The organism is Myxococcus sp. MH1 (assembly GCF_059738865.1).
This window is the reverse complement of record NZ_AP026947.1, coordinates 567638-590553: the sequence shown is the minus strand read 5'-3', so window position 1 is coordinate 590553 and position 22916 is coordinate 567638. Positions and strand designations below refer to the sequence as shown.

General features: G+C 66.8%; 16 protein-coding genes. 8 read left to right on the top strand and 8 right to left on the bottom strand.

The annotated features are described in order from the left end of the window. The first annotated feature begins 394 nt into the window (after positions 1-394). The gene (locus tag AC6JA9_RS02450) at positions 395-6226 is read left to right on the top strand and encodes an RHS repeat-associated core domain-containing protein (protein WP_497959023.1); all 5832 of its coding nucleotides are present in this window, start codon (positions 395-397) and stop codon (positions 6224-6226) included. A 597-nt stretch (positions 6227-6823) separates the two neighbouring features. Further along, positions 6824-7120 carry a hypothetical protein gene (locus AC6JA9_RS02445; RefSeq protein WP_046710605.1) on the top strand — a complete coding sequence of 99 codons (297 nt, stop codon included), beginning with the start codon at positions 6824-6826 and terminating at the stop codon, positions 7118-7120. 99 nt (positions 7121-7219) lie between these two features. Here AC6JA9_RS02445 and ychF read toward each other — a convergent pair whose 3' ends face one another. The 6 genes from ychF to AC6JA9_RS02415 form a co-directional block, all read right to left on the bottom strand. Then, entirely contained in the window at positions 7220-8329 is a 1110-nt protein-coding gene (gene ychF, locus AC6JA9_RS02440; protein ID WP_141324687.1) for a redox-regulated ATPase YchF, read from the bottom strand. Between the two features lie 45 nt (positions 8330-8374). Continuing rightward, a complete protein-coding gene (atpF, locus tag AC6JA9_RS02435) occupies positions 8375-8926 on the bottom strand; it encodes a F0F1 ATP synthase subunit B (protein ID WP_046710604.1) in 552 nt (183 codons plus the stop codon). 125 nt (positions 8927-9051) lie between these two features. Then, positions 9052-9282: an ATP synthase F0 subunit C gene (locus AC6JA9_RS02430; protein ID WP_141324688.1), complete on the bottom strand. Its 231-nt coding sequence runs from the start codon at positions 9280-9282 to the stop codon at positions 9052-9054. A gap of 137 nt (positions 9283-9419) precedes the next feature. Further along, positions 9420-10466 (bottom strand): F0F1 ATP synthase subunit A, encoded by a 1047-nt coding sequence (gene atpB / locus AC6JA9_RS02425; RefSeq protein WP_463749164.1) that lies wholly within the window; start codon positions 10464-10466, stop codon positions 9420-9422. Next, positions 10466-10873, bottom strand: coding sequence for a hypothetical protein (locus AC6JA9_RS02420; RefSeq protein ID WP_046710601.1), 408 nt, complete (start codon positions 10871-10873; stop codon positions 10466-10468). Before AC6JA9_RS02420 ends, atpB begins: the two co-directional genes overlap by 1 nt. Further along, positions 10870-11130, bottom strand: coding sequence for an AtpZ/AtpI family protein (locus AC6JA9_RS02415; RefSeq protein WP_223749732.1), 261 nt, complete (start codon positions 11128-11130; stop codon positions 10870-10872). Before AC6JA9_RS02415 ends, AC6JA9_RS02420 begins: the two co-directional genes overlap by 4 nt. A gap of 326 nt (positions 11131-11456) precedes the next feature. On the opposite strand from AC6JA9_RS02415, the gene AC6JA9_RS02410 reads away from it, so the two are divergent. The 3 genes from AC6JA9_RS02410 (at position 11457) to AC6JA9_RS02400 (ending at position 15737) form a co-directional block, all read left to right on the top strand. Continuing rightward, entirely contained in the window at positions 11457-11975 is a 519-nt protein-coding gene (locus AC6JA9_RS02410) for a YbhB/YbcL family Raf kinase inhibitor-like protein (RefSeq protein ID WP_223749731.1), read from the top strand. Between the two features lie 268 nt (positions 11976-12243). Beyond that, positions 12244-14880, top strand: a complete 2637-nt coding sequence (locus AC6JA9_RS02405) for an ATP-binding protein (RefSeq protein ID WP_324289132.1) — start codon at positions 12244-12246, stop codon at positions 14878-14880. Positions 14881-14900: 20 nt separating this feature from the next. Further along, positions 14901-15737: a hypothetical protein gene (locus AC6JA9_RS02400; protein WP_426733882.1), complete on the top strand. Its 837-nt coding sequence runs from the start codon at positions 14901-14903 to the stop codon at positions 15735-15737. A gap of 7 nt (positions 15738-15744) precedes the next feature. Here AC6JA9_RS02400 and AC6JA9_RS02395 read toward each other — a convergent pair whose 3' ends face one another. Both AC6JA9_RS02395 and hemL read right to left on the bottom strand, forming a co-directional pair. Next, positions 15745-18399, bottom strand: a complete 2655-nt coding sequence (locus tag AC6JA9_RS02395) for a serine/threonine-protein kinase (RefSeq protein ID WP_497959022.1) — start codon at positions 18397-18399, stop codon at positions 15745-15747. Positions 18400-18469: 70 nt separating this feature from the next. Beyond that, a complete protein-coding gene (gene hemL / locus AC6JA9_RS02390) occupies positions 18470-19765 on the bottom strand; it encodes a glutamate-1-semialdehyde 2,1-aminomutase (protein WP_141330184.1) in 1296 nt (431 codons plus the stop codon). 238 nt (positions 19766-20003) lie between these two features. Between hemL and rraA the strand changes: the two genes are divergently transcribed. From rraA to AC6JA9_RS02375, 3 genes are all read left to right on the top strand, one after another. Continuing rightward, positions 20004-20504 carry a ribonuclease E activity regulator RraA gene (gene rraA / locus AC6JA9_RS02385; protein WP_223749727.1) on the top strand — a complete coding sequence of 167 codons (501 nt, stop codon included), beginning with the start codon at positions 20004-20006 and terminating at the stop codon, positions 20502-20504. Between the two features lie 370 nt (positions 20505-20874). Beyond that, complete coding sequence (locus AC6JA9_RS02380) at positions 20875-22122, top strand: ABC transporter substrate-binding protein (RefSeq protein WP_223782242.1); 1248 nt, start codon at positions 20875-20877, stop codon at positions 22120-22122. Beyond that, a complete protein-coding gene (locus AC6JA9_RS02375; RefSeq protein ID WP_074948513.1) occupies positions 22109-22915 on the top strand; it encodes an ABC transporter ATP-binding protein in 807 nt (268 codons plus the stop codon). The genes AC6JA9_RS02380 and AC6JA9_RS02375 overlap by 14 nt, the downstream gene beginning before the upstream one ends. Position 22916 lies beyond the last annotated feature (1 nt).

Sequence of the window (22916 nt, the reverse complement as noted above, 5' to 3'; positions counted from 1 at the left end):
GTGCGTCCCGAGAGAGTGGCTACATCTGCAGTCAGCGCTGCGACCAGGGCAGTCCGTGTCCGCGAGGCTGGCGGTGCGGGCGTCTCCATCCTTCCGACCCGACAGCGACCGCGTGCATCCCCGCTGACGCACTCCCCAACACGGGCCACCCATGAACCCGCCTGTAAACCAACCTATGAATTCATTCCCGACAAAGCCCACCCGAGGTTGGACGAGGCCTATTGGTACGTCCTGGAGAAGCACGCTTCTTCTCTTGTCGTTGTTCTTGCCCTCATGGGCCGCCGCCGCCGGGCAGTTCTCGGTCTGCCACCCTCCTTATCCGGAAGATCCTCTCCAACGAAAGTATCTCTGGGTCTGTGCGTGCGGCAAAGACGAGAACGGCCAGGACGCACAGATGTACTGCGATGGTGCACAACAACCCTCCTGCGCCAGCGGCAATTGCCTCTACCCTCCCACGAGAAATCCAGAAGATATCGGGTACTACAAATGCTGCTCCACGGGCCTGCTCTGTACCGGAGACGTGGACTGGGCTATCGAGAGCGGAACAGGAAACTGCGACGAGCCCTGGGCAGCATGCGGTGAAATCAATCAGGCTTGCAAGAACGTCTCGGACCCCTGCGAGGCAGGCTTCTGCCGGGGAGCCGTCGGCGGCATCAGCCATACCTCTGGCGAGTTCAGTACTCCGACCACCTATTGTGAATACACCTCAGAACTCGACTGCTCCAGCGAGAACGAGGGCACCGACGACATGTGTGACTCCAACACCATGGGGGGCAACACACATATCGGAGATCCAGTCCTCCTGGGCTCCCGTTCGACCAAACACGATACGACAGATGTCGTCATCTCGGGCGTACTAGGCAACCTCGAGTTCAAGCGCAGCTATGTCACGAACGAGGGAAGATGGGCCTTGGAGAAGAGCCTCGTCACCTCCTCCGGTGCCACCATCCCTACTCCGTTTGGCAATTCGCCTGCGCACCCGAACTCGCTCCACTGGTGGCACAACTTCTATAGCTTCGTCTATCCACAGGCGACCTCCGCTTCGGCAGAGCGCTGGCACATCCGAGAAGGCAGTGGAAGGTTGCTGGAGTTCCTTGGCTGCCAACGCTCGCCAACTTCCTGCCTCGCGCACCCGGCACCTCTTTCAGGAGAAACCCAGGGGCGACTTCTGTGGGAGAGCACGGGGCCATCCAGCGGCTATTTCGTCTTGCATCAGCCAGGAGTCGGTCGATTCATCTACGCGGACATCTGGCAACCGAGCGGCAGTACGACGGGTGACACTCGCTACTTCCTGACTCGCATCGAGGATGCACAGCAACTGACCCCCTCTGGGCAGCCTCGAGTACTCGCGACACTGACCTACGCTCCTCCCACGGGCATCACCTGTCCTGGACTCAGCACCGGGGCCAACAGTGGCGTACCGTATCTAGCCTCCGTAGAGAGCGCAGAAGGGACCCGGCTGCGGTTCGAGTACAAGCTGATCTCAAGCACTGACGCCCACCACCCCCTCCAGTGCGTCTTGAAGCAGGTCCTCGTCGACTCGGTCCAGGGCTCTTCACAACCCACTCCCATCATCTCGTACAACTATCTCAAGAATGGGAGTGGGATTGAGATGGCGGGCCTCATCGAGAGTTCCCCGGTTCATCACGACAGGAAAGCCACCGAAAGCTATACCTATCCCAACCTGCAGACCGGCAATGGCCAGTGGACCCTCCGAGAAGATGGAGAGCTGATCACGACCCATTTGAACCAGGAAGGCAGAGTCAGACAGGATTCCTCCATTCGAAGAGCCAAGAACGGAGGCAGCGGCAGTGTCTACTTCAGCTCCCTCTATTCGCTGTCGCTCCCCTGCGAAATCACGTCCTCTCCATTCTGCGTGAGGCGCAAGACCGAGACGGCGCAACACTTTGGCTACTCGGGCAATGGGTTCCTCCTAAGTTCCCTGAGTGCCTATCCCTACTCGTACGACTTGGAGAAGACTTCATTCGCACAGGCTTGGCGTGTGCGAAAGGTCAGCCGTGCGTGTCTCCATTCGGGTTGCACTCAGACCCAAGAGTATCTCTGGCATCAGTTCGGGAATGGAATCGCCGTCAGCCTCGCCGAAAAAGACTTCGAGGGCAGCTGGACGGTTCGGGAATGGGACGGGCCCCCGGATGGCGGTGTTGGCGGGTATCCGGACCTGAAACGTGTCCACATCGGCGCGGAGGACCGGGACGGCGGAAGTGCCTTGGAGTCGGTCAGCTACGACTACACGACGGCTACTGCGGGCACGAGCCTGGTGGTCGGTGAACGTCTACTGTCCGAGGAGCGAAAGGACTCCGTCCTCTCCATGTCGGGCGAAACAGTCACCCGGTACGCGCACGACCCTGTCTCGAACCGGTTGATGTCCACGATTCGCAGCGGATACACCCGGAGACTGGACGGGACCACCTGGGACACAAGCCCTGTCCTGCGGCATGTCGGCACTTTCTACCTGACCAGGCACGCATGCACAGGCTCTACAGCGGATGACCCCCTGGGCCGTGTCCTTGAGATTCACGGGCCCTGCTGGGTCGACGGGCCGACCGCGACCACCTGCTCAGCGACCCTGAACACTCAAGTCCCTGTCACCCAGCATCACTACTGGCCAGCCAACGCTCCTGGCAACAATGCACATCGACTCCACAAGTCCGTGCGGTTCCCGTCAACGACAGGGAGCACCTCGTGCACAGGACAAGCGAGTCTCGAGACCACCTACTCCAACTACAATCTCTGGGGCCAACCCCAGCTCGTCGTCGACCCCAATGGAGTTGAAACCAGCTACACCTACGACCAAGACCGCGTCGCATCCATCACGACGCAGGGAGCCACCTGGAACTATACCTACGACAACGGTGCCCTGACTCTCGTACAGTCACCACGAGGAGACTATGAACTCTTCTGCTACCGCGATAACATGGGTGCGACCAATAGTTGCACTGGGACTTGGTACGACGGATTGCGCAGTCGCAGCAAACTCCCGTTCATTGGCGGAATCCCATATGAATCCATCAGGTACAGCAAAGGTGGCGACGGGCTCAATCGAGAGACAACCCACCTTGTCAGATATGGAGGCCAGGTCATCGAGCGACGTGCGCAGTACTCACAGGCCAATCTCGATGGAATGCCGGCCTATACACGTATCGGAGGAACCATCGACGCTCGGTTCAGCCACTATGAGAGGCCTCAGCTTTTTGATGGCGCTCAACGCCTCATGGCAGCAGGAGCGCCGTATGCGAATCCACCTGTCCTGTGCAACGGCCTTGGGACAGATGGCCGGCCCGTTTCGCCACTTTGCATGGCGTTCAGCTATGACCGGGCCAACCGGCTGACAGGAACCGAGCAGTACCCGAACATCGGCGCTCGCACCGATGGAGTTCGTGCCTGCTTCTCCTACGACGGCCAAGGCAATGTCCGTTCAGTGCGTACGGGATGCCCTGGGGCCACCGGCGCCGTGGATGACTGCTCGGCCTGCACACAACCGGAATCTCTCTACCAGTACGACGACTTTGGAAACATCATCGAAGTCGCCCTGCCCTGGTTGGGAGGTAGCGGCAAGACGCGTTTCAGCTATGACGCCATGGGGCAGCTTCGCGCCAAGCAGACTCCTCAGATGGCTCTCGGCATGGAGTACCTCTCCTATGCCTATGACTCCATGGGGAGACCGCTGTCCTCCGCGCGTATCGTCACCGGAGTGAACGCCACCACCGAGGTGCTCTACACGCTGGGCTATGATGCGAGCGAAGCACCAGACGTAAGCTGCCCTCAGCCCCAGAACACCCAGGGACGCTTGCGCTTCCGGAATGACTCCTTCGGGCAGACCTGGTACTCGTACGATGCTCATGGACGTGTGACACGCGAAATCCGCGCCCGCAGGAGTTCCACGAATACGTTCACCTGCCCGGTCGACAATCCGGGCAACACGCTTCACACGACCTATGGCTACTCGGCGGCGGGAGACTTGACCTCGATCGAGTATCCCTATGGGCACAGGGCCATCTATCAATACCGGCTTCACGAGAGCACATCCATCTCGTCTGACCGAGTGAGTGGCATCCGATTGGAGCGGTGGTCCGGCTCGGCCTGGACGCTGCTGGCGTCCATCTCGAACATCGAATGGGAGCCCTATGGAGATGTGCGCGGGTACCAGATCAACGCGCCGTCTTCCTCGGAGCCGGTGTCCGTCGACTACTCCTACAGTTCCAGCACGGAAACAGCGCCTGACTCGTGCGCAGTTACCGCGGGGGGATGGCCGGGCACCTGGGATCTCAGTGGTCGGGTTCGGAGTCTCTTTGTCTCCACGGGTTCCTTGGCGCTGAATCAAGGGTCAGGAAACCTCTACAAGAGGTTCTACACGTGGAAGGCCGACCAGATCGTGCGGACGGACACGTGCCTCCTGGGAGCGACGACGCCCGTGACGGAGCAGTTCACCTACGATGGGCTCCTGAGGCTCACCAGCGCGACGCGCCCAACCGGGAACTTCGCGGCGACAGGTGGATCGTTCAGCTCGCGCGGCTACACCTATGACGGACGCGGGAACCGCCTGACAGAAGAGGTAGACGGACAGACGCTCTCGCTGGCGCACGGGACGGGCGCATTCGTGGACAGGCTGAGCACTCGGACCGGCCCTGGCACTTCGTCGGCCTTGCACCTCGGGTACACCCACGATGCGGACGGCCGAGTGACGGTGAAGCGCTGGGGGCCATTGAGCGGGACTCCCAGCCATCAGGTGGAGTTCAGCTCGGGACCTTCCGCCAATGGCGGCAACGAGACGGTCTTCCGCTCCGTTCAGGTCAACGGAAGTACTTATGAGTATTTCTACGATGCACTGAACCGGCGCCGACTCAAGCGGTATCCGAGCACGGCGGAAGATGAGTTCTTCCACGACATCTCGAACCGGCTTCTCATCGACCGTGGGAATCCCAGCGCGATTCCTCCCAGCGGAGGCTACGACCACTACGTAGACGACACCTATGTCTGGCTCGGACAACGGCCTGTCATGGTCGTGCGCGGGAAACTGTCCCCACAGATGAACCGGGAGACCGGGTCCGCCATCGACTGCGCGCGCAATGGCGAGGAAGCGGCTTGCGGAGTCTACTTCCCCGTCACCGACATGATGGGCAAGACACTGGTGATGCTGGACGCCTCCGGCAAGGTCTCTGGCGCGGCGGACTACGACCCTTTCGGGTACGTAAACCGGGTCACCCAACCCGCCGAGACATCACATCCGTACCTTCCGAGCACGAACTCCGCCCTCGCAACGTTCTCACAGGCAACGACCAGTTCTCTGGTCAGCACACGGTTCCGCGCCCTCTTCGGGGAAGTCGACATCAAGGACAGTGCGGACACGGTCACCCTCGAAGACGTTGGCACTGGCTTGCCTCAGGGCCCAGCCATTTCCCAACCTGCGAGCGGACGGGTCTGGAGCCATTGGGCGCAACCGTCTACGCCACAGCTTCGCGTACAGTTTTCCTCGGATGCACATCCGTCCATCTGTGGAACGTGTGACCTGAACCAAGCCCCTTGCAACATCAAGTGTGGCTTGTCCAATGGAGCCACACTGGAGGGCTACGAGTATCAGCGGTTCCAGTCGGGGGCGACGCCATTCTGGACTCCACTGCGGTTTCCAGGGCAGTACCACGATGCCGAAACCGACCTCTTCGAAAACTGGAACCGATATTACGACCCCGCAATTGGCGGCTATCTAAGTTCCGAGCCACTACTCCTTAGTCACCCAACCCATCTTCCAGTTTACGCCTATGGCGCCCACAACCCTCTTTACTACTTTGACCGCACAGGACTAGTAATCGAAGTCTCCGATCCTTTTCTAATTCACCATCTAAACACCCTCAGAAGTGACCCGCGAACGTCTGAATTCATAAGCCTACTCGAAAAATCCAACTACCTGGTGCGCCTAGAGATGGCAAACATCCTAAGCGAGAGCTCTGGCCGAACAAGGAGAATCAATGACCAGTGCTCGGTAATTCAGATTGATCGAGCGCACACCAACAAGACTCATCAGGACATCAGAAAGCATCTTGGTGTTGGCATGCCGTACCACATGCTCCTGCTCCACGAATTGGGGCACGCCTGGGCAAACAGGCTCGGCTTCACGAACGACTACTGGATCAAGGAAGTCTCTCTCTCCATTGAGAATCAACTCAGACCTGAAGGACACAGGCGACACGAGCATGACATCAAGAAATAGCTCCAATCCAATTCCGACACCCAAAAAAGCATGGCTCACCCTTCCTGTATTAATATTCCTTTCCTTGGCAACTTGCACTTCCAGACCAAGAATGGAGTTCGTGCGATGCTCGACTGGGCTTTCCAGCAACTCCTGCCACACAATCGGGTTTGGCGACGAGGCAGCATACCTCCACTGTGACTCGGACAGAGATTGTCCGACTGCGCATGTCTGCTACTGCGACACAAGCAATTGCACCTACGGGGCGATTCACTTAGCCACAGGAGGGCCATACAGAAACGTATGTGGTCCGATAGCCAGTCGAGTAGACTAACTTCAATCCGCACTCACGGACTATACAACTTCAAGTACAGGTCCGATTTGCATTCATGGAAGGGAGCTGATGTGGAGGTCTTGAAGCCTTGTCGAGAGAGAGGCCGTCCTGAGTTCCTGCTTACCACTTCAGTGCAACACCATTGAAAGACTGCAGGCTCATCTTCACTAGAGTGTAATAGTTCGGAGATTGAGTTTGCGGGTCTGCCCATAGCGATGTCACCTTCCGGCCAACCCACTCACTCCCGGGTTGGCCGGAAGGCCTCCACGGTAGACACTGTCCCCGTGGACCCTCGACGCACCTACCCGCGCTTCGCCGTCGCCGCCCTCTTGGGCAACATCGCCTTCCTCGCCTCCTGGGGCGTGCTCCTGTCCCGCCCCTCGGGCTGGCCCGTGGTCGGCGGCATCCTCATCACCCTCTTCTTCGTCCTCCGCGTGGGCGGCATGTGGCTCTACGCCTCCCGCCAGACGGACACCGCCCCCCAGGCCCGGCGCGCCGCCATCTTCACCACCCTCATCGCCCTCGTCGGCCTGGGCCTCTGGGTCTTCACCGCCGTGCGCGGCCCCCGCATCACCCTCTGACCCCACAAACGCCTCGCGGGCGCTCCCAGACGGCCCCAAGGCCCTCCAGAACGCGCCCGCGCGGTACATCCGGCTCGCGGCCCCACAGGGCCGCCACCGTCACACGTTGAAGCGGAAGTGCATGCAGTCACCGTCCTGCACGACGTACTCCTTGCCCTCCATCCGCAGGAGCCCCTTCTCCTTCACCGCGGACTCACTGCCCAGCTTCACCAGGTCCTCCCAGCGCATCACCTCGGCCTTGATGAAGCCGCGCTCGAAGTCCGAGTGGATGACGCCCGCCGCCTGCGGCGCCTTGTAGCCCTGGTGGATGGTCCACGCGCGGCACTCCTGCTCGCCCACCGTGAAGTACGTCCACAGGCCCAGAAGCTTGTAGCCCGCCCGCACCACCTTGTGCAGACCCGGCTCCTTCAGCCCCGCGCTCTCCAGGAAGCCCGGACGCTCGGCCTCGGGCAACTGCTGAATCTCCGACTCCAGCGCCGCCGCCAACACCACCACCTCGAAGCCCTCCTTCGCGGCCATCTCCTTCACCGCCGCGACGTGCTTGTTGGCGTCCTCCTTCCCAATCTCCCCTTCCCCGATGTTCGCCACGTACAGCACCGGCTTGTCCGTCAGGAGGAACAGGTCGTGGATGACCGCCTTCTCCTCCTCCGTCAGCTTCTGCGCGCGAACCGTGACGCCGTTATCCAGCCCCGCCTTCACGCGGTCCAGGAGCGCCATCTCCGCCTTGGCCTCCTCGCCCGCCTTGCCACCCATCTTCGTGTTCTTCTGGGTGCGCTCGCGGCGCTTGTCCACCGTCTCCAGGTCCTTCAGGCACAGCTCCGTGTCGACCACGTCCCGGTCCCTCACCGGATTCACCCCGCCCTCGACGTGGGTGACGTTGTCGTCCTCGAAGCAGCGCAGCACGTGCAGCACCGCGTCCACCTGCCGGATGTTGCCCAGGAACTGGTTGCCCAGGCCCTCGCCCTTGGAGGCGCCGCGCACCAGGCCCGCGATGTCCACGAACTCCAGCGACGTGGGGATCTTCTTCAGCGGCTTGATGAGCTCGGAAAGCTTGTCCAGGCGCTCATCCGGCACCGGCACCACGCCCACGTTGGGCTCGATGGTGCAGAACGGGTAGTTAGCCGCCTGCGCACCCGCGGCCGACAACGCGTTGAACAGGGTGGACTTGCCCACGTTGGGCAGCCCGACGATGCCGATGGATAGCGCCATGGTGTTTCCCTGGAACAAGCGCGCCTGTGGGCGCGCTTCCCCGAACTAGGCCGACCGGCGAACGCCGGCGTTGCCGGTGCCGCTCAGGGGGAGGCCCTGCACGAACTGCTCGGCCAGCGCGCGGTGCTTGCTGTCGTCCATGCGCTCGTTGATGAGCTTGCCGGCCACTTCCATCGCCAGGTCCACGGCCATGGAGCGCACCTCGGCGATGGCCTTGGTCTTCTGCTCGTCGATCTCCCGACGCGCGGACAGCTTCAGCTCCTCCGCCTCCTTGCGGCTCTTGGCCATCAGCTCCTCGCGGAACTTCTCCATCTCCTGCTGGTTGCGGCGCGTCTCCTCGGCGGCCTGACGGCGGGCCTCGGCGATGGCCGTCTTCTGGTCGGCCAAGAGCTTCTCCGCCTCGGCGCGCTCACGCTTGGCGCTCTCCACGGCGGCGGAGATCTGCTTCTCACGCTCCTCGACCAGCTGCAGGATGGGGCCCCACGCCTTCGACTTCAGGACGAAGAAGACGATGACGAAGGTGACGAGGGTCCAGAAGATGAGGCCCGGCTGGACGCTCACGAGGTTGCTGGCGGCGAGGACGGAGGGCAGGAACATGGCGGCGTGTCCGGCGTGAGGGAGTCAGTCAGACGGCGAAAATCTCGAGGGTTCTACCACCGGGAAGCACCGGCCCCCGCGAAGTCGCGAGCGCCGGCGCGTTCCAGGCTTCCTGCGAAGCGGCCTTAAGCCTTGGTGGCCAGAAGCACGCAAACGACCAGCGCGAACAGCGTGGCGCCTTCGATGAGGGCCGCGGCGATGATCATCGTGGTGCGGATGTCGCCACCGGCGGCGGGCTGACGGCCCGTCGCGTCCATGGCGGCGGCGGCGAGCTTACCGATGCCGAGGGCGGCGCCGATGATGGAGAGACCGGCACCGAGGCCGGCGGCGAGGAAGGCAAGAGCGAGGTTGGTCATGGCGGTGCTTCTCTTTTCGTAGCGAAGGACCCGCTTGTGGGGGGGTCGTGATGCCCTTCAGGACTACCTCTGGCGACCTTTCGAATCGCCAGGTCTCCGACCGGAGCGCCCGACTGCCGGCGCCCCGCTAACGTGTCTCAGGCGTGCGCCTTGCCGTGGTCGTGGCTGGGGCCCAGCTCCGAGTGCCCGTGGCCGTGGTCGTCCGCGTGGCCGTGCTCGTCGTGGTGGTGGCCCGTCGCCACCGCCATGCCGATGAACAGCGCCGACAGCAGCGTGAACACGTAGGCCTGCACGAAGGCCACGAACAGCTCCAGCAGGTAGATGGCGAACGCGAACGGCACGCTCACCACCGCGACCGCGGGGTGGCCCAGGATGAAGATGAGGCCGATGAGGAAGAAGAGGACGATGTGGCCCGCCAGCATGTTGGCGAACAGACGCATCGTGAGGGCGAAGGGCTTGGTGAACAGGCCCAGGATTTCGACCGGAATCATGATGGGCCACAAGAGCCAGTGCACGCCGCCCGTCAGGTGCTTCAGGTAGCCGCCCAGGCCCGCCGCGCGGATGCCCGCCGCCTGCGTCACCAGGAACGTGCAGATGGCCAGGCCCGCCGTGACGGCCAGGTTGCCCGTCGCCGTCGCCATCCAGGGCACCAGGCCCAGCAGGTTCATGAAGAGGATGAAGAAGAACGCGGTCAGGAGATAAGGCACGTAGCGCGGGCCGTCCTCCTTACCGATGTTCTTGATGGCCATCTCGTCCCGGACGAAGAGGACCAGCATCTCGATGAGGTTGGCGCCCGCGCCGCGCGGCACCAGCTTGGTCTTGTCGCGGTTGCTCCACACCAGCATGGAGCCCAAGAGCAGCAGCGCCGCCAGCCACATCATCACCGTGTGCTTGGTGATGGACAGGTCCAGGCAGCCCTTGGCCAGCCCGTCCCAACCGGAGGGGGCCACCAGCCCGTGGTCCGTCATCACCGGCTCGCAGCTGCCGATGCGGATGGGCGGAATCGCGCCCAGGTGGATGGGCTTGCTGAGCGGGACCTCGAGCTCGAAGTCGTTCGTGTCCGAGACGTGGTGGAGGATGTACTCCGGCACACTCGGCTCGTGCCCCTCGCCGTGGCCTTCCGACCCGGCGGCCCACGCGGTGGCCACGAACAGACTGGCGAACAGCACCATTGCCTTGCGCATCACTCGTCTCCGCCCGCCGCGCTTTTCGACGCGGCCATCACGTAGCTGACTTCAATCCATTGCAGCGCGAAGTAGACCCCGAAGAAGCCGGCGATGAACGGCACCGGCTGCATTCCTCGCGACACCATCCCCAAGAGCCCCGCCACCACCGCCACCATCCTCAGGCCGAACACCACCCCGACCACCTTCAACGCCGCCTTGAGGTCCTGCTTCATCGCCCGCCGCTTGAGCAGCAGCGCCACCACGCCCGTCACCGACGCCAGCCCCACACCCCACAACGCCGACACCCGGTCCTCCACCACCGTCGGGAGCAGCCCACCCACCGCCACGCCCACCACCATCACCCCGGCCGCCAGCCCCGCGTGGGACTTGAACGGGTCCTTCTCCTCGCCGTCCTGCCCCGTCACTTGCGCTTCCCCAGTCGGGCCATCTCCCGGAGGAATCCGTAGAAGCCCACGCAGATACCCAGGAAGCTCAACCCCACCAGCAACCACGGCCCCGACCCCAGCTTCCGGTCCAGCCAGTAGCCTCCCAGCACCCCCACCACCGCCCCGCCCACCAGCTTCCACACCGCGTTGATGTAGGGCTGCGCCGCCCTCATCTGGCGAGCCGTGGTCCCCAGCTCGCTCCCATCCGACTGCTCCCGGGGTTCCTTCGCCGCCATTCGGACGCCTCCCCAAACCCTGGGAAACCCTCGGATTTCCATGCCACCCGATCCAACCCCTTCACACGCGGGCGCCGCTTAACACCGAATGCGCGACAGGTGCAACCGGTACAAGCTCACTGGAGGGGCCACCCCCAGCGGGGGTTGAGGGAGCCGCAAGCGCAGCTATCACCTCCAGCGCGGGCAGGCAGGACTCCCCGGGGTACACCGAGGGCCCGGCCGCTTCGTCCCCCTGGTGCCCGGCGCTCCAGCGGCTGGGGTGTCGCCCCTCCGCGCCGGGGTGGGCGCATCGCCAGCTTGCTCCTGGCCCACTTCAGGAGGACTCCATGCCCAAGCCCCTCGTGCTGTCGTCCCCCCGCTTCAACGACGGGGACCTCATCCCCATCGCCTTCACCGGCGAGGGAGAGGACATCGCCCCACCCCTGCGCTGGGAGAACCCGCCCGCGGGGACCAAGAGCCTGGCGCTCATCGTCGAGGACCCGGACGCGCCGGACCCCCAACGGCCCCAGCGCGTCTTCTGCCACCAGGTGCTCTACAACATCCCCCCTGGCGCCCGGGAGCTGCCCGAGGGCGCCCAGCTGGACACGATGCCGCCGGGGATTCGCGTGGGCCTGAACGACTTCGGCCACCAGGCCTACGGCGGCCCCATGCCGCCCGTGGGCCGGCACCGCTACTACTTCAAGCTGTACGCGCTGGACCTGGTGCTGCCGAACCTGGGGCGGCCCACCCGCCGGGACCTGCTCAAGGCCATGGAGGGGCACATCCTGGGGCAGGCGGAGCTCATCGGCCTGTACGAGAAGGTCCACCACCGCGCCGCCGAGGCGGTGCCGGGCGCGTCGGCCTGAGCCGGACGCCGGACGTTCCCGGGAGCCTGCCCGTTGGGAGCACGGGCGGGCCTCGACCTCAATGACTTGCGGGTGTGGCTGCGGGAGGGCGGCCCGCCCGCATTCCCTTGCATCCATCCAAGGACGGTCCAGGCGGCTGGATATGTCCTGACAGACGTTGGATGTAAGGGGAAACCGCGAGTCGTTGGCCGCGTCTGTGGTCTGGTCATCGAAGCGCGGGCGGGTGCACTTCTCGACGCTTGCACGCGGTGGAAGAGTCGTGGGTGCCGTGAATCCATCCCTCCGGGGCGGGGCCCCCTATGGCTCCTTCGACGAGATGTCCGTGGGCGTTTGCGTCATCCGCGAGCGCTGCTTCGTGTATGTGAATGACGCGCTGGGCATGTTGGTGGGGCACCCGCGCGAGACGCTGGTGGGCCGCCCGGCGACGCTCCTCCTGACGGAGTCGAGCGTGATGGAGGTCACCGAGCGCCAGTCCCGCAGGCTCCGCGGCGAATCGGTCCCCAGCACCTATGAGGCCGCGCTGCGCACGGCCACCGGAGAACGACAGGTGGAGATGACCCTCATCCCGAGCGGCCCGGACTGGGTGGCGCTGGTCCGCGACGTCACGTCCCGCAGTCAGCGCAGGGGCGTGCTGCAACGACTGGCGGAGCTGGGCGCGGGGCTCCCCTCGCTGCGCACCGAGGGCGAGGTGCTGCGGCGGATGTTCTCCGGGCTGGAGGAGCTGGGGTTCGCCTTCGCGTGGCTGTCTCCCGAGGGCGAGGGCGTCCGGCTGGGACAGACCTATGTCCCCATCCCGTTGGTTCCGCCGGACGCGCGGCAGCTGAGCGGCAGGTGGGTGCGGGACGTGGTGGGGCGCTGGCCGACGATGCTGGCCCGGGCATGGAAGGAGGGCTCGGCGTACTCCGAGGACTTGTCGGTGGAGGTCGGCCACTTCCTGGAGGGCGCGCTGGCGGAGGAGGCTCGCGGCGTCCTGTCGCGGGCGAGCACGTCCCACACCGTCGCGGTGCGCATCGACGTGGAGGGACGTCCCCGGGCGATGCTGGCCCTGGCGGGGGACTGGCTGCGCGAGGAGGAGCTCGCGCCGGTGCGGCTGTTTGGCGCGCAGGTGTCCGCGGCGCTCGACGCGGCGCTCACCATCTCCCGACTGTCCGCGCAGAACAACGCGCTGGCGGCGCTCAACCGACTGGCGTCGGAGGCGGCGTCGGCGCCCCACCCTCGCGCGTTCTTCGGCCCGGGCACGGAGGAGATTGTCGGGCTGGTCGCCTGTGACGCGGTGACCATCCTGCTGCCGCAGGACCACGGGATGGAGGTGACGTACGCGCGCGGGATGGACCTGGAGGAGGCGGACACGGAGCGCTTCGCGCGGCTGTGGCTCGCGGGCGGGCTGTGCACGCAGGCGCAGCAGGAGGGCGCGCCCCGGGTGCTGGAGACACGCGAGTGCCCGGACGGGCTGCGTGAGGATTTGCAGCAGCGCGGCTTCCACACCGTGGTCATCATCGCGCTGCGCGTGCGCTCGCGCGGCGTGGGCACGCTGAGCGTCCTGTTCCGGGAGCCGAGGACGCTCACGCCGCTGGAGCTGGAGACGCTCCAGGCCATGGGCACGCACTTCGCCGCGGCCATCGAGACGCATCGCCTGTTGCAGGAGCTGCGCGGGCGCGCGGAGGACATGGCGCTGCTGCACGAGGTGGCGCGCGCGCTGGCCACCACGCTGGAGCTCGACAAGCTGCTCGCCACGGGCGTCACCAGCCTGGCGCGCATCATCGACACACCGGATGCATACGTGCTGATGCCGGACCCCTCGGGTGAGTGGCTGGAGGTACGCGCGGTGAGCGGCAGCCACCCGGAGCTGCTCGGGCGGTGTCTGCCCGCGCGCGCGCCGGACAGCTCCGCGACGGGGCTGGCCTATCTGACGCGCGAGCTGCTCATGGTGGAGGAGGCCATCACCGACGTCCGGGTGGACCAGGACTTGCGCGAGAGCGCCTCCGCGCAATCCTTCCTGATACTGCCGCTAGTGGTGCGCGAGCGGCCCGTGGGGGTGATGGTCGCGTCGGAGACCCGGCGCACCCGGCGCTTCACGCCCGCGGAGGTGGAGCGCGCGAGCGCCATCGCCAACCAGCTCGCGCTGGCGCTCGAGGGCGCCCGGCTGGTGGAGGACCTGAAGGACAGCTACGTGGAGCTGGCCCGGACGCAGGAGCAGCTCGTGCGCCGTGAGCGATTGGCGGCCCTGGGCGAGCTGTCCGCGGTGGTGGCCCACGAGGTGCGCAACCCGCTGGGCGCCATCTTCAACTCGGTGGCCTCCATCCGGCGCATCCTCGGGCCGGACAGCCCCGCCGAGCCGCTGGTGGACATCGTCGCGGAGGAGGCCGACCGGCTCAACCGCATCGTCGCGGACCTGCTCACCTTCGCGCGGCCGCCCGCGCCCCATCCACATCCGGTGCCCCTGGCGCCGCTGGTGGAGGACGCGGTGCGCGGGGCGCTCGCGGAGTCTCCTGGCGCCGTGCGGGTGGAGCTGGATTTGGAGGAGGACGTGCCGCCGGTGACGGTGGACGAGCGGATGATGCGACAGGCCTTCCTCAACCTGGCCATCAACGCCATGCAGGCCATGCCCCAGGGTGGACGCCTGCGAGCAGCGGTGCGCAGGGCGGCCGGCTCGCCCGAGGTGATGGTGGAGTTCAGCGACACCGGCCCGGGAATCACCGCCGAGGTGCGCGCGCGCATCTTCGAGCCCTTCTTCACCACCAAGGCCAAGGGCACGGGGCTGGGGCTCGCCGTGGTGAAGCGCATCATCGAGTCGCACCAGGGTCACCTCACCCTGGACTCGCAGCCGGGAACCGGCACGTGCTTCCGGCTCTACCTGCCGCTGGAGGCACCCGCGTCCTCGCGTCCACTGCTCGCCGTCCCGTGATTCCTCGAGAAGGAAGGTCCATGCTCCGTCCTGTCGGCGTCCTGGTCGTGTTGCTGTGCTGCGGGAGCATCCCCGCGCGTGCGGAGCCGCGCACGTCCCTGCGGTTCGTGGGTGAGCTGGGCTTCCTCGACGTGCTCTCGCACAGCCTGCGCCAGGGGCGGGATGGGACGCTGTTCCGCTACACGGAGGATGGCGGACAGGACAACCTCTACACCTTCGTGCGCCTGTCGGCGGAGCTGACGCTCGGCAAGCGACACACGGTGGGGTTCCTGGTGCAGCCGCTGTTGTTCGACACGGACGTGGTGCTGCGCCGCGACGTGCGCATCGACGCGCTCACCTTCCCCGAGGGGACTCCGCTGAACGTGCGCTACAGCTTCCCCTTCTATCGGGCCAGCTACCTGTTCGACCTGCTCGGGGTCTCCGAGGACGAGCTGGCCGTGGGTGTCTCATTGCAGCTGCGCAACGCGAACTTCGTCTTCACGTCGGCGGATGGGACGCTGCGGCGGGCGACTCGCGACGTGGGGCCGGTGCCATTGCTCAAGGTGCGCGGGAAGTGGGCGCTGAGCGAGCGGTGGTGGCTGGGATTGGAGGCGGATGGGAGCTATGCGCCCACGGCCCTCATCAACGGGGATGACAACTCCGACACCACGGGCGCGCTGCTGGATGCGTCGGTGCGCGGTGGGATTCGGGTGACGCCGCAGCTGGAGGCCTTCCTCAACCTGCGCTACCTGGGCGGCGGCGCGCGCGGCGTGTCCGATGACAATGACGACGAGTTCGGAGACGGGTTCACCAGCAATTGGATCTCCACGGCCACGGTGAGCCTGGGCTTCAGCTACCGGATGGCGGTGACGGACTGAGCGGGACCTACCGCCACACCGTCAGCCAGACCACGAACAGGCCTACCAGGGCCGCGCCAACGAACAGCGCCAGGGCGAGCCCGAGTCGAGGCGCCTGGAGCCAGCGCCCGGATGGGCGCTCGGGTTCGACCACGGGCGCCTCGTCCTCTCCGGTGATGGCGCGGACCAGCTCCAACCGACGGGCCTCGATGGCCTGGGTGGCCACCGTCTGGGAGATGTCGATGCCGAAGCCCACCTGTGTCTCCCGGGGCGCGCGCCTGGGGTGGGGGCTCGGCATGGCGGGAGTCACGGTGTCCTCGGACCTGGGGGCGCTGGCCCGCGCGGCGTGGACCTGCTTCTCGATGGCCACCAGGACCTTCGCGGCCTCGAGCGCCTCGGTGGCTTCGATATTGGTTTTAGGCGCGGCTCGCGGCGCTCCGGTGTCGACGCCGTATTGCGCGGTCCGCGACTCGATGGCCTCGATATCGAGCGGGAGCGTGATGGAGGGGTCGGCCGCCACCACACGCGGAGGCACGGCGACAGCGGTGGGCTCGTCCTCGTCGGCGAGTCGCCAGCCCTCTTCGTGCGCCGGCTCCGGACGGCTCGACGTGGGGATGACCGGGCTTCGCATCGCGCCCTGCGGCCCCATACCACGAGCGGCCTCGGTGTCCGCCCCCGGGTGACCCAAGCGGCGTCCGTCGACCTCCGTTCGCGTCGGTTCATCGTCGCCAGGACCTCGAGCACCCTGCGTGGGAGTCGGCTCGTCGACTCCGCGACCGGGTCCGCCAACCGCATGCGTCGGCTCATCATCGCCCGGCCCCGCGCTCCCACCACGAAGCGTCGGGACTTCGTCTCCGAGCCGTGGGCTCCCGCGCGCATGCATCAGCTCCGCATCACTTGGGGTCGCGCTCCCACCACGAAGCGTGGGGAGGTCATCTCCGAGCCCGGGCTTTCTCGCCGCGTGCGTCGGCTCATCGTCAGTCGAGGCAGCGCCCCCACCACGAAGCGTGGAGACGTCATCTCCGAGCCCGGGCTTTCTCGCCGCGTGCGTCGGCGCATCTCTCTCTGAGCCAGCGCTCCCACCGCGAAGCGTGGGGACTTCATGGCCGAGCCTCGGCCTGCCGCTCGCGCGTGTCGGCTCATCATCACCAGGCGCCGCAGCGCCTCCACGTAGCGTGGGGACTTCATCTCCGCGTCCCGGCCTGCCGCTCGCGCGCGTCGGCTCATCATCGCCAGACGCCGCACTGCCACCACGAGGCAGACGGACGTCATCTTGGAGCCCAGGCCGACCACTCGCGTGCGTCGCCTCATCATCGCCGAGGCCCGCGGCTGAACCGCCGACACGCGACGGCCCGATATCACCCGCGCCCGTTCGTCCGCCCCGAAGCGTGGGCAGCTCATCCGCGCGCCCGGGCCTGCCCATCGCATGCGTCGGCTCGTCATCGCCGGGGCCCGCGGCTGAACCGCTGACCTGCCCCGTGCGCCCGCTCCGAAGCGTCGGGGCTTCGTCTCCGCGCCCGGGCCTGCCCATCGCGTGCGTCGGCTCGTCCTCGCCGAGACCCGTGCGCCCATCCCGCTCACGAATCGTCTCGTCGCCGCCGGGCCTCGCGCCCCCACCCCGCTCACGAATCGTCTCGTCCTCGGCCGTCGGCGCGGGGCCCACCTGGACGCGCTCGGACGGGACGAAGTCATCCGGCGTGTAGATGGCGTTGTGCTCGAACGCGAGCGCCGTCGGCGGCGCCAGCGTGGCCACGAGCTGCGGCTCGGTGTTCGTGCGCTTCGCCTCCTCGCGCAGCAGCTCCTCGAGCAGCGTCTCCTCCGCCTTCTTCTCCCGCGGGAAGACCAGCGCCAACAACTTCCCCAGCTCCGCGTCCCCCACCCCGGGCGCAAGCTTCGCCTTCAAGCGCGCCAGCTCCGCGCCCATCGCCGCCGCGTCCGGGAAGCGCTGCGCCGGCTCCGACGTCAGCGCCTTCGCCAGGAACGCCTCGATGCTCGACGGCAGCCCCTCCCGATGCTTCCCCGCCGGCTCCCACTGCGGATACGCCGCGCGCCGCCACCGCTCCACCGGGTCTCCCCGCTGCGACAGCGGCTTCCACGCGAACAGCTCCCACAGCAACACGCCCACCGCGTACACGTCCGCGCGCCGGTCCACGAAGCGCTTGCGCGCCTGCTCCGGCGACATGTACGTCAGGTTCCCAATCACCACCCGGGGCGCCGTCTGCTGCTCCTTCAGCGTGGACTGCGCCGCGCCGAAGTCGATGATCTTCACCTCGCCCGCGTAGCTGATGCACACGTTCGCCGGAGACAAGTCCCGGTGCACCAGGTGCAACGGATGCCCTTCCTCGTCCGTCGCGTCGTGCGCGTACGCCAATCCCTCACACAGCCGCTCGCCCAGGTGCAGCACGATGCCCAAGGGCATCATCCGCGCCAGCTGCCGCAGCCGATACGACAGGCGGCTGAGCGTCTTGCCGCGCACGTACTCCATCGACAGGTAGAGCTGCCCCTCCACCTCGCCCATCGCGTACACCCGGGCGATGTTCGGGTGCGTCAGCCGCACCACCACCCGGGCCTCGTCGCGGAAGCGCCCCACGAACTGGGGGCTCTCCATCAACTGCGGCAGGACCTTCTTCACCACACAGGCGCGCCGAGGGCCCTCCTCGCGCGCGAGGAAGACCTCCCCCATCCCTCCGGCGCCGATGCGGCGCACCAGGGTGTAGGGACCGAAACGAACAGGCCCCTCCAGGGGCGGAGGCTCAACCGGTCTGGCCAAGCGCGCGGAAGGCCTTTCTCGCCGCTCCCAGCACGTGCGCCACCTCCGCCTCGCCCATCGCCAGCGAGACGAAGGCCGCTTCGAACTGGCTCGGCGGCAGGTACACGCCCGCATCCAACATGGCGTGGAAGAAGCGACCGAAGCGCCCCGTGTCGGACGTCTTCGCGCTCGTGTAGTCGAACACCGGCTGCTCGGTGAAGAACACCGTCAGCATGCTGCCCACGCGGTTGACGGTGACGGGCACCCCCGCCTCCTTCGCCTCCGCGATGAAGCCCTCCTCCAACATCCGGCTCACCTGCTCCAGCCGCGCGTACGTCCCCGGCGCCGCCAGCGCCTTGAGGCACGCCAGCCCCGCCGCCACCGCCACCGGGTTCCCCGACAACGTGCCGGACTGGTACACCGGCCCCGCCGGCGCCACCTTGCGCATGATGTCCGCGCGGCCCCCGTAGGCGCCCAGCGGCATGCCGCCGCCAATCACCTTCGCCATCGTCGTCAGGTCCGGCTTCAGCCCGTACAGCTCCTGCGCCCCACCGCGCGCCAGCCGGAAGCCCGTCATCACCTCGTCGAGCACCAGCAGCACGCCGTGCTTCTGACACAGCGCCTGCAGGCCCTGCAGATAGCCCTGCTTGGGCACCAGCACGCCCATGTTGCCCACCACCGGCTCGATGATGGCGCAGGCGATGTCCTGGCCCTTCTCCTCGAAGATGCGCTCCACCGCGGCCAGGTCGTTGAAGGGCGCGGTGAGCGTGAGCTTCGCCAGCGCCGACGGCACGCCCGGCGAGTCCGGCAGGCCCAGCGTCTCCACGCCGCTGCCCGCCTTCACCAGGAACGGGTCTCCGGCGCCGTGGAAGCAGCCCTCGAACTTGAGGATGTGCTCGCGGCCGGTGAAGCCGCGCGCCACGCGGATGGCGGCCACGGTGGCCTCGGTGCCGCTGGACACCAGCCGCACCATCTCCACCGCCGGCATCGTCGCGCAGATGAGCTCCGCGAACTCCACCTCGCCCGCGTGCGGCGCGCCGAACGACGAGCCGCGACGGGCCGACTCGATGATGGCCTCGACGATGGGCGGGTAGGCGTGGCCGAGGATGAGCGGCCCCCAGCTCCCCACCAGGTCGACGTAGCGGTTGCCGTCCACGTCGGTGAGCCAGGCGCCCGAGCCCTCGCGGAAGAAGACGGGGTCTCCTCCGACGCCACGGAAGGCGCGCACCGGGGAGTTCACTCCGCCCGGGATGCGCGCCTGCGCGCGGGCGAACAGGGACTGGCTGTGAGCGTGATTCATGTGGGTTCCATAGCACGCGCCGCGAGGCGAGCCTCCCTCCGAGTAGCCTGCCCCCATGCCCGCCCCTTCTACGGCCCATCGACCGCCGCCCGCGTTGACCCTTCGTCAACGTATCCCCGGGGAATCACACCAGAACGCACATCGGCGTGATGCCGATGTCCCGGGGGCTGGACACGGGGGTGATACAGCGCTGTGACGACGACGGCCCCGAGGCCACCCTTCCCAGGAGAGCAGCCCCATGGACTTCAAGACGGCGGACCTGTGTGACACGCACGCGGGCACGGCCCACTTCCAGGTCGCCGAGCCCGGCTTCATCGACTTCGGCGGACGCACCACGTTCACCGGCCCCATCAGCACCGTGCGCGCCCCCGAGGACAACTCGCTCGTGCGCAAGGCCCTGGAGGAGAAGGGCAACGGCCGGGTGCTCGTGGTGGATGGCGGTGGCAGCCGCCGCTGCGCGCTGGTGGGGGACCAGTTGGCGCTGCTCGCGCAGCAGAACGGCTGGGCGGGCGTGGTGGTGAACGGCTGCATCCGTGACTCGGAAGAGGTGGGCCGCATGGCGCTCGGCGTGAAGGCGCTGGGCACGCACCCGCTCAAGAGCTTCAAGCGCAACGAGGGCCAGCGCGACGTGGAGGTGCGCTTCGCGGGCGTCACCTTCCGCCCCGGACACCACCTCTACGCGGACGCGGATGGCATCGTCACGTCGGAGACCGCGCTGCCGGAGTCGTCGCTGGACTGAAGCGCCCCGCGCGCGGGACACGTGGCTTTCCACCAGGTGGGAAACCACACGCCCGGGTGGGCCACGTGTTCGCTGGACTGGGAGGACCGCGGCCACCCGCGTGTCCCCGTCCGCTCCTCCTGACAAAGCACATCCAGGCTGCGCGCCGCGCGCCTTGCGCGATGCATCATCCGCGCGAGACATTTCGCCGTGCGAAACACAGTCAAAACACGCCGCCGAGAAGTTCCGCCCTGCGAAATACAGCCATCGAATTACCGGTGACTGTCTTTTCTCTTCCGAGCGAGTGTGGTTACTGTGCCGCCACGAATCTGACGGGGAGGTTGCGATGCAACGGCTCGTGGTCGGACTCCTGGCGACAGCTCTCTGCTTGATGGCTTGCAAGAAGGAAGAAGCTCCGGCTCCGGAGGGCACGCAGACGCGTCCCGCCGCCCTGTCGGACATCAAGACAGACAAGGGTGTCGACCTGGAGAAGAAGGTCGTCTACATCGGCGCGCTCAACGACGAGAGCGGCCCTGGCGCCGCCATCGGCAAGCCCTTCGCCGCGGGCAAGCGGCTGCTCGCGAGGCAGGTGAACGCGGGGGACTCGGGGCTGTTGCCGCCGGGCTGGCGCGTGGAGCTGGTGGAGCGCGACCACGCCTACAACCCGCAGAACGCGGTGCAGGCGTACAGCGACCTCCACGAGCAGGTGCTGTTCCTGGGCACCAGCTTCGGCACGCCCAACACCCTGCCCCTGCGCGACAAGCTCACGGCGGACAACGTGGTCGCCTTCCCCGCGTCACAGTCGTCGGAGATGGCGCGGCACCAGTACACGCCGCCCATCGGCGCGTCCTACAAGCTGGAGGCGATGCGCGCCCTCGACTGGGCGGTGGAGCATGCGGGCGGCGCGGACAAGGTGAAGGCCGCCATCGTCGCGCAGGGCGACGACTACGGGAAGGACGGGCTGGAGGGCTGGACGGAGGCCGCGAAGCACCACGGCGTCACCGTCGTCTCGCAGCAGAGCGTGGCGCCAGGGCAGAAGGACTTCGCCGCCGTCGTCACCGCGCTCCAGCAGTCCGGCGCCAACTACGTGCTGCTCACGGTGCTGCCCGGGGCCTCGGGGCCCATCCTCGGCACGGCCGCGCAGCTCAAGTATCAGCCGACCTGGATTGGACAGACGCCCGCGTGGGTGGACCGGTTCTTCGACCCGAAGGTCATCCCCGCGCCCGTCTTCGCCAACTTCTACTGGGCCACCGGGCTCACCTTCTGGGGCGACGACGTGCCGGGCATGAAGGACTTCATCGCGCTGCACGCGAAGTATCCCGACACGCCGAAGGACTTCTACACGCTGGCGTCCTACGTCCAGGGCCGCGTCCAGTTGGAGGCGCTGAAGGCCGCCATCGAGGCGAAGGACGTCACGCGCGCCGGCTACCTCAAGGCGCTCAGGAACATCCAGCGCACCACCGCGGGCGGCCTGACGGCGGAGCCGGTGGACCTATCCCGCTTCCCCTACGCGACGGCGCTGGAGGTGCGGGTGCTCAAGCCCGTGCTGGACCAGGGGAGCTGGAGTGTCGTCGCGGGCTACGCGCCGCCCAAGGCGCTGGGCACGCCCGCCGCGAAGGCCGCCGATGACAGCAAGTAGTCCTCCGCTGCTGCGCGTGCAGAACCTCCAGGTCGTCTACCACTCGGCGGTACGTGCCTTGCGAGGCATCACCCTGGAGGTCCCCCACCAGGGCGTGGTGGCCCTCCTCGGACCCAACGGCGCGGGCAAGTCCACCGCGCTGCGCGCCATCAGCGGCCTGCTCGACCTGCACGACGGCGCCATCACCCAGGGCCGTGTCGAATTGTCCGGGCGGGATTTGCTGGCCCTGTCCACCGACGGCCGGGTGCACGCGGGCGTGGTGCAGGTGCTGGAGGGTCGGCGAATCCTGGGCGAGCTGTCCGTGGAGGAGAACCTGCTCGCGGGCGGCTTCGGCATGGGCGCGCAGGCGCGCAAGGAGCTGGTCGAGTCCGCCTACTCGCGCTTCCCCGTGCTGCGCGAGCGGCGGCGACAGAAGGCGGGCTACCTTTCCGGCGGTGAGCAGCAACTGCTCGCCATCTGTCGAGGGCTGATGCGCAGGCCCCGGGTGCTGTTGTTGGACGAGCCCTTCCTGGGCCTGTCGCCGAAGGCGGTGGGCGAGGTGTCGGAGCTGATTCAGCGCATCGCCGCCGAGGGCGTGTCGGTGCTGCTCGTCGAGCAGAACGCGCGCGTGGCGCTGGGCATGGCCAGCCACGGGTACGTGCTGGAGACGGGCAAGGTGGTGCTGGACGGGCCGGCGGAGAAGCTGCGCGAGGACCCGGACGTGCAGGAGTTCTACCTGGGCTTCGGCCGCGAGGGGCAGCGCGGCTACCACGAGCTGAAGCGCTACCGCCGCAAGCGTCGCTGGTTGTCCTGAA

Coding starts and splice junctions, on each gene's coding strand:
- rraA (WP_223749727.1), top strand. CDS start 20,004: ATGGACTTCAAGACGGCGGACCTGTGTGACACGCACGCGGGCACGGCC.
- hemL (WP_141330184.1), bottom strand. CDS start 19,765: ATGAATCACGCTCACAGCCAGTCCCTGTTCGCCCGCGCGCAGGCGCGC.
- AC6JA9_RS02375 (WP_074948513.1), top strand. CDS start 22,109: ATGACAGCAAGTAGTCCTCCGCTGCTGCGCGTGCAGAACCTCCAGGTC.
- AC6JA9_RS02400 (WP_426733882.1), top strand. CDS start 14,901: ATGCTCCGTCCTGTCGGCGTCCTGGTCGTGTTGCTGTGCTGCGGGAGC.
- AC6JA9_RS02415 (WP_223749732.1), bottom strand. CDS start 11,130: ATGGCGGCGAAGGAACCCCGGGAGCAGTCGGATGGGAGCGAGCTGGGG.
- AC6JA9_RS02380 (WP_223782242.1), top strand. CDS start 20,875: ATGGCTTGCAAGAAGGAAGAAGCTCCGGCTCCGGAGGGCACGCAGACG.
- AC6JA9_RS02410 (WP_223749731.1), top strand. CDS start 11,457: ATGCCCAAGCCCCTCGTGCTGTCGTCCCCCCGCTTCAACGACGGGGAC.
- atpF (WP_046710604.1), bottom strand. CDS start 8,926: ATGTTCCTGCCCTCCGTCCTCGCCGCCAGCAACCTCGTGAGCGTCCAG.
- AC6JA9_RS02450 (WP_497959023.1), top strand. CDS start 395: ATGTACTGCGATGGTGCACAACAACCCTCCTGCGCCAGCGGCAATTGC.
- atpB (WP_463749164.1), bottom strand. CDS start 10,466: ATGCGCAAGGCAATGGTGCTGTTCGCCAGTCTGTTCGTGGCCACCGCG.
- AC6JA9_RS02395 (WP_497959022.1), bottom strand. CDS start 18,399: ATGGGGGAGGTCTTCCTCGCGCGCGAGGAGGGCCCTCGGCGCGCCTGT.
- ychF (WP_141324687.1), bottom strand. CDS start 8,329: ATGGCGCTATCCATCGGCATCGTCGGGCTGCCCAACGTGGGCAAGTCC.
- AC6JA9_RS02430 (WP_141324688.1), bottom strand. CDS start 9,282: ATGACCAACCTCGCTCTTGCCTTCCTCGCCGCCGGCCTCGGTGCCGGT.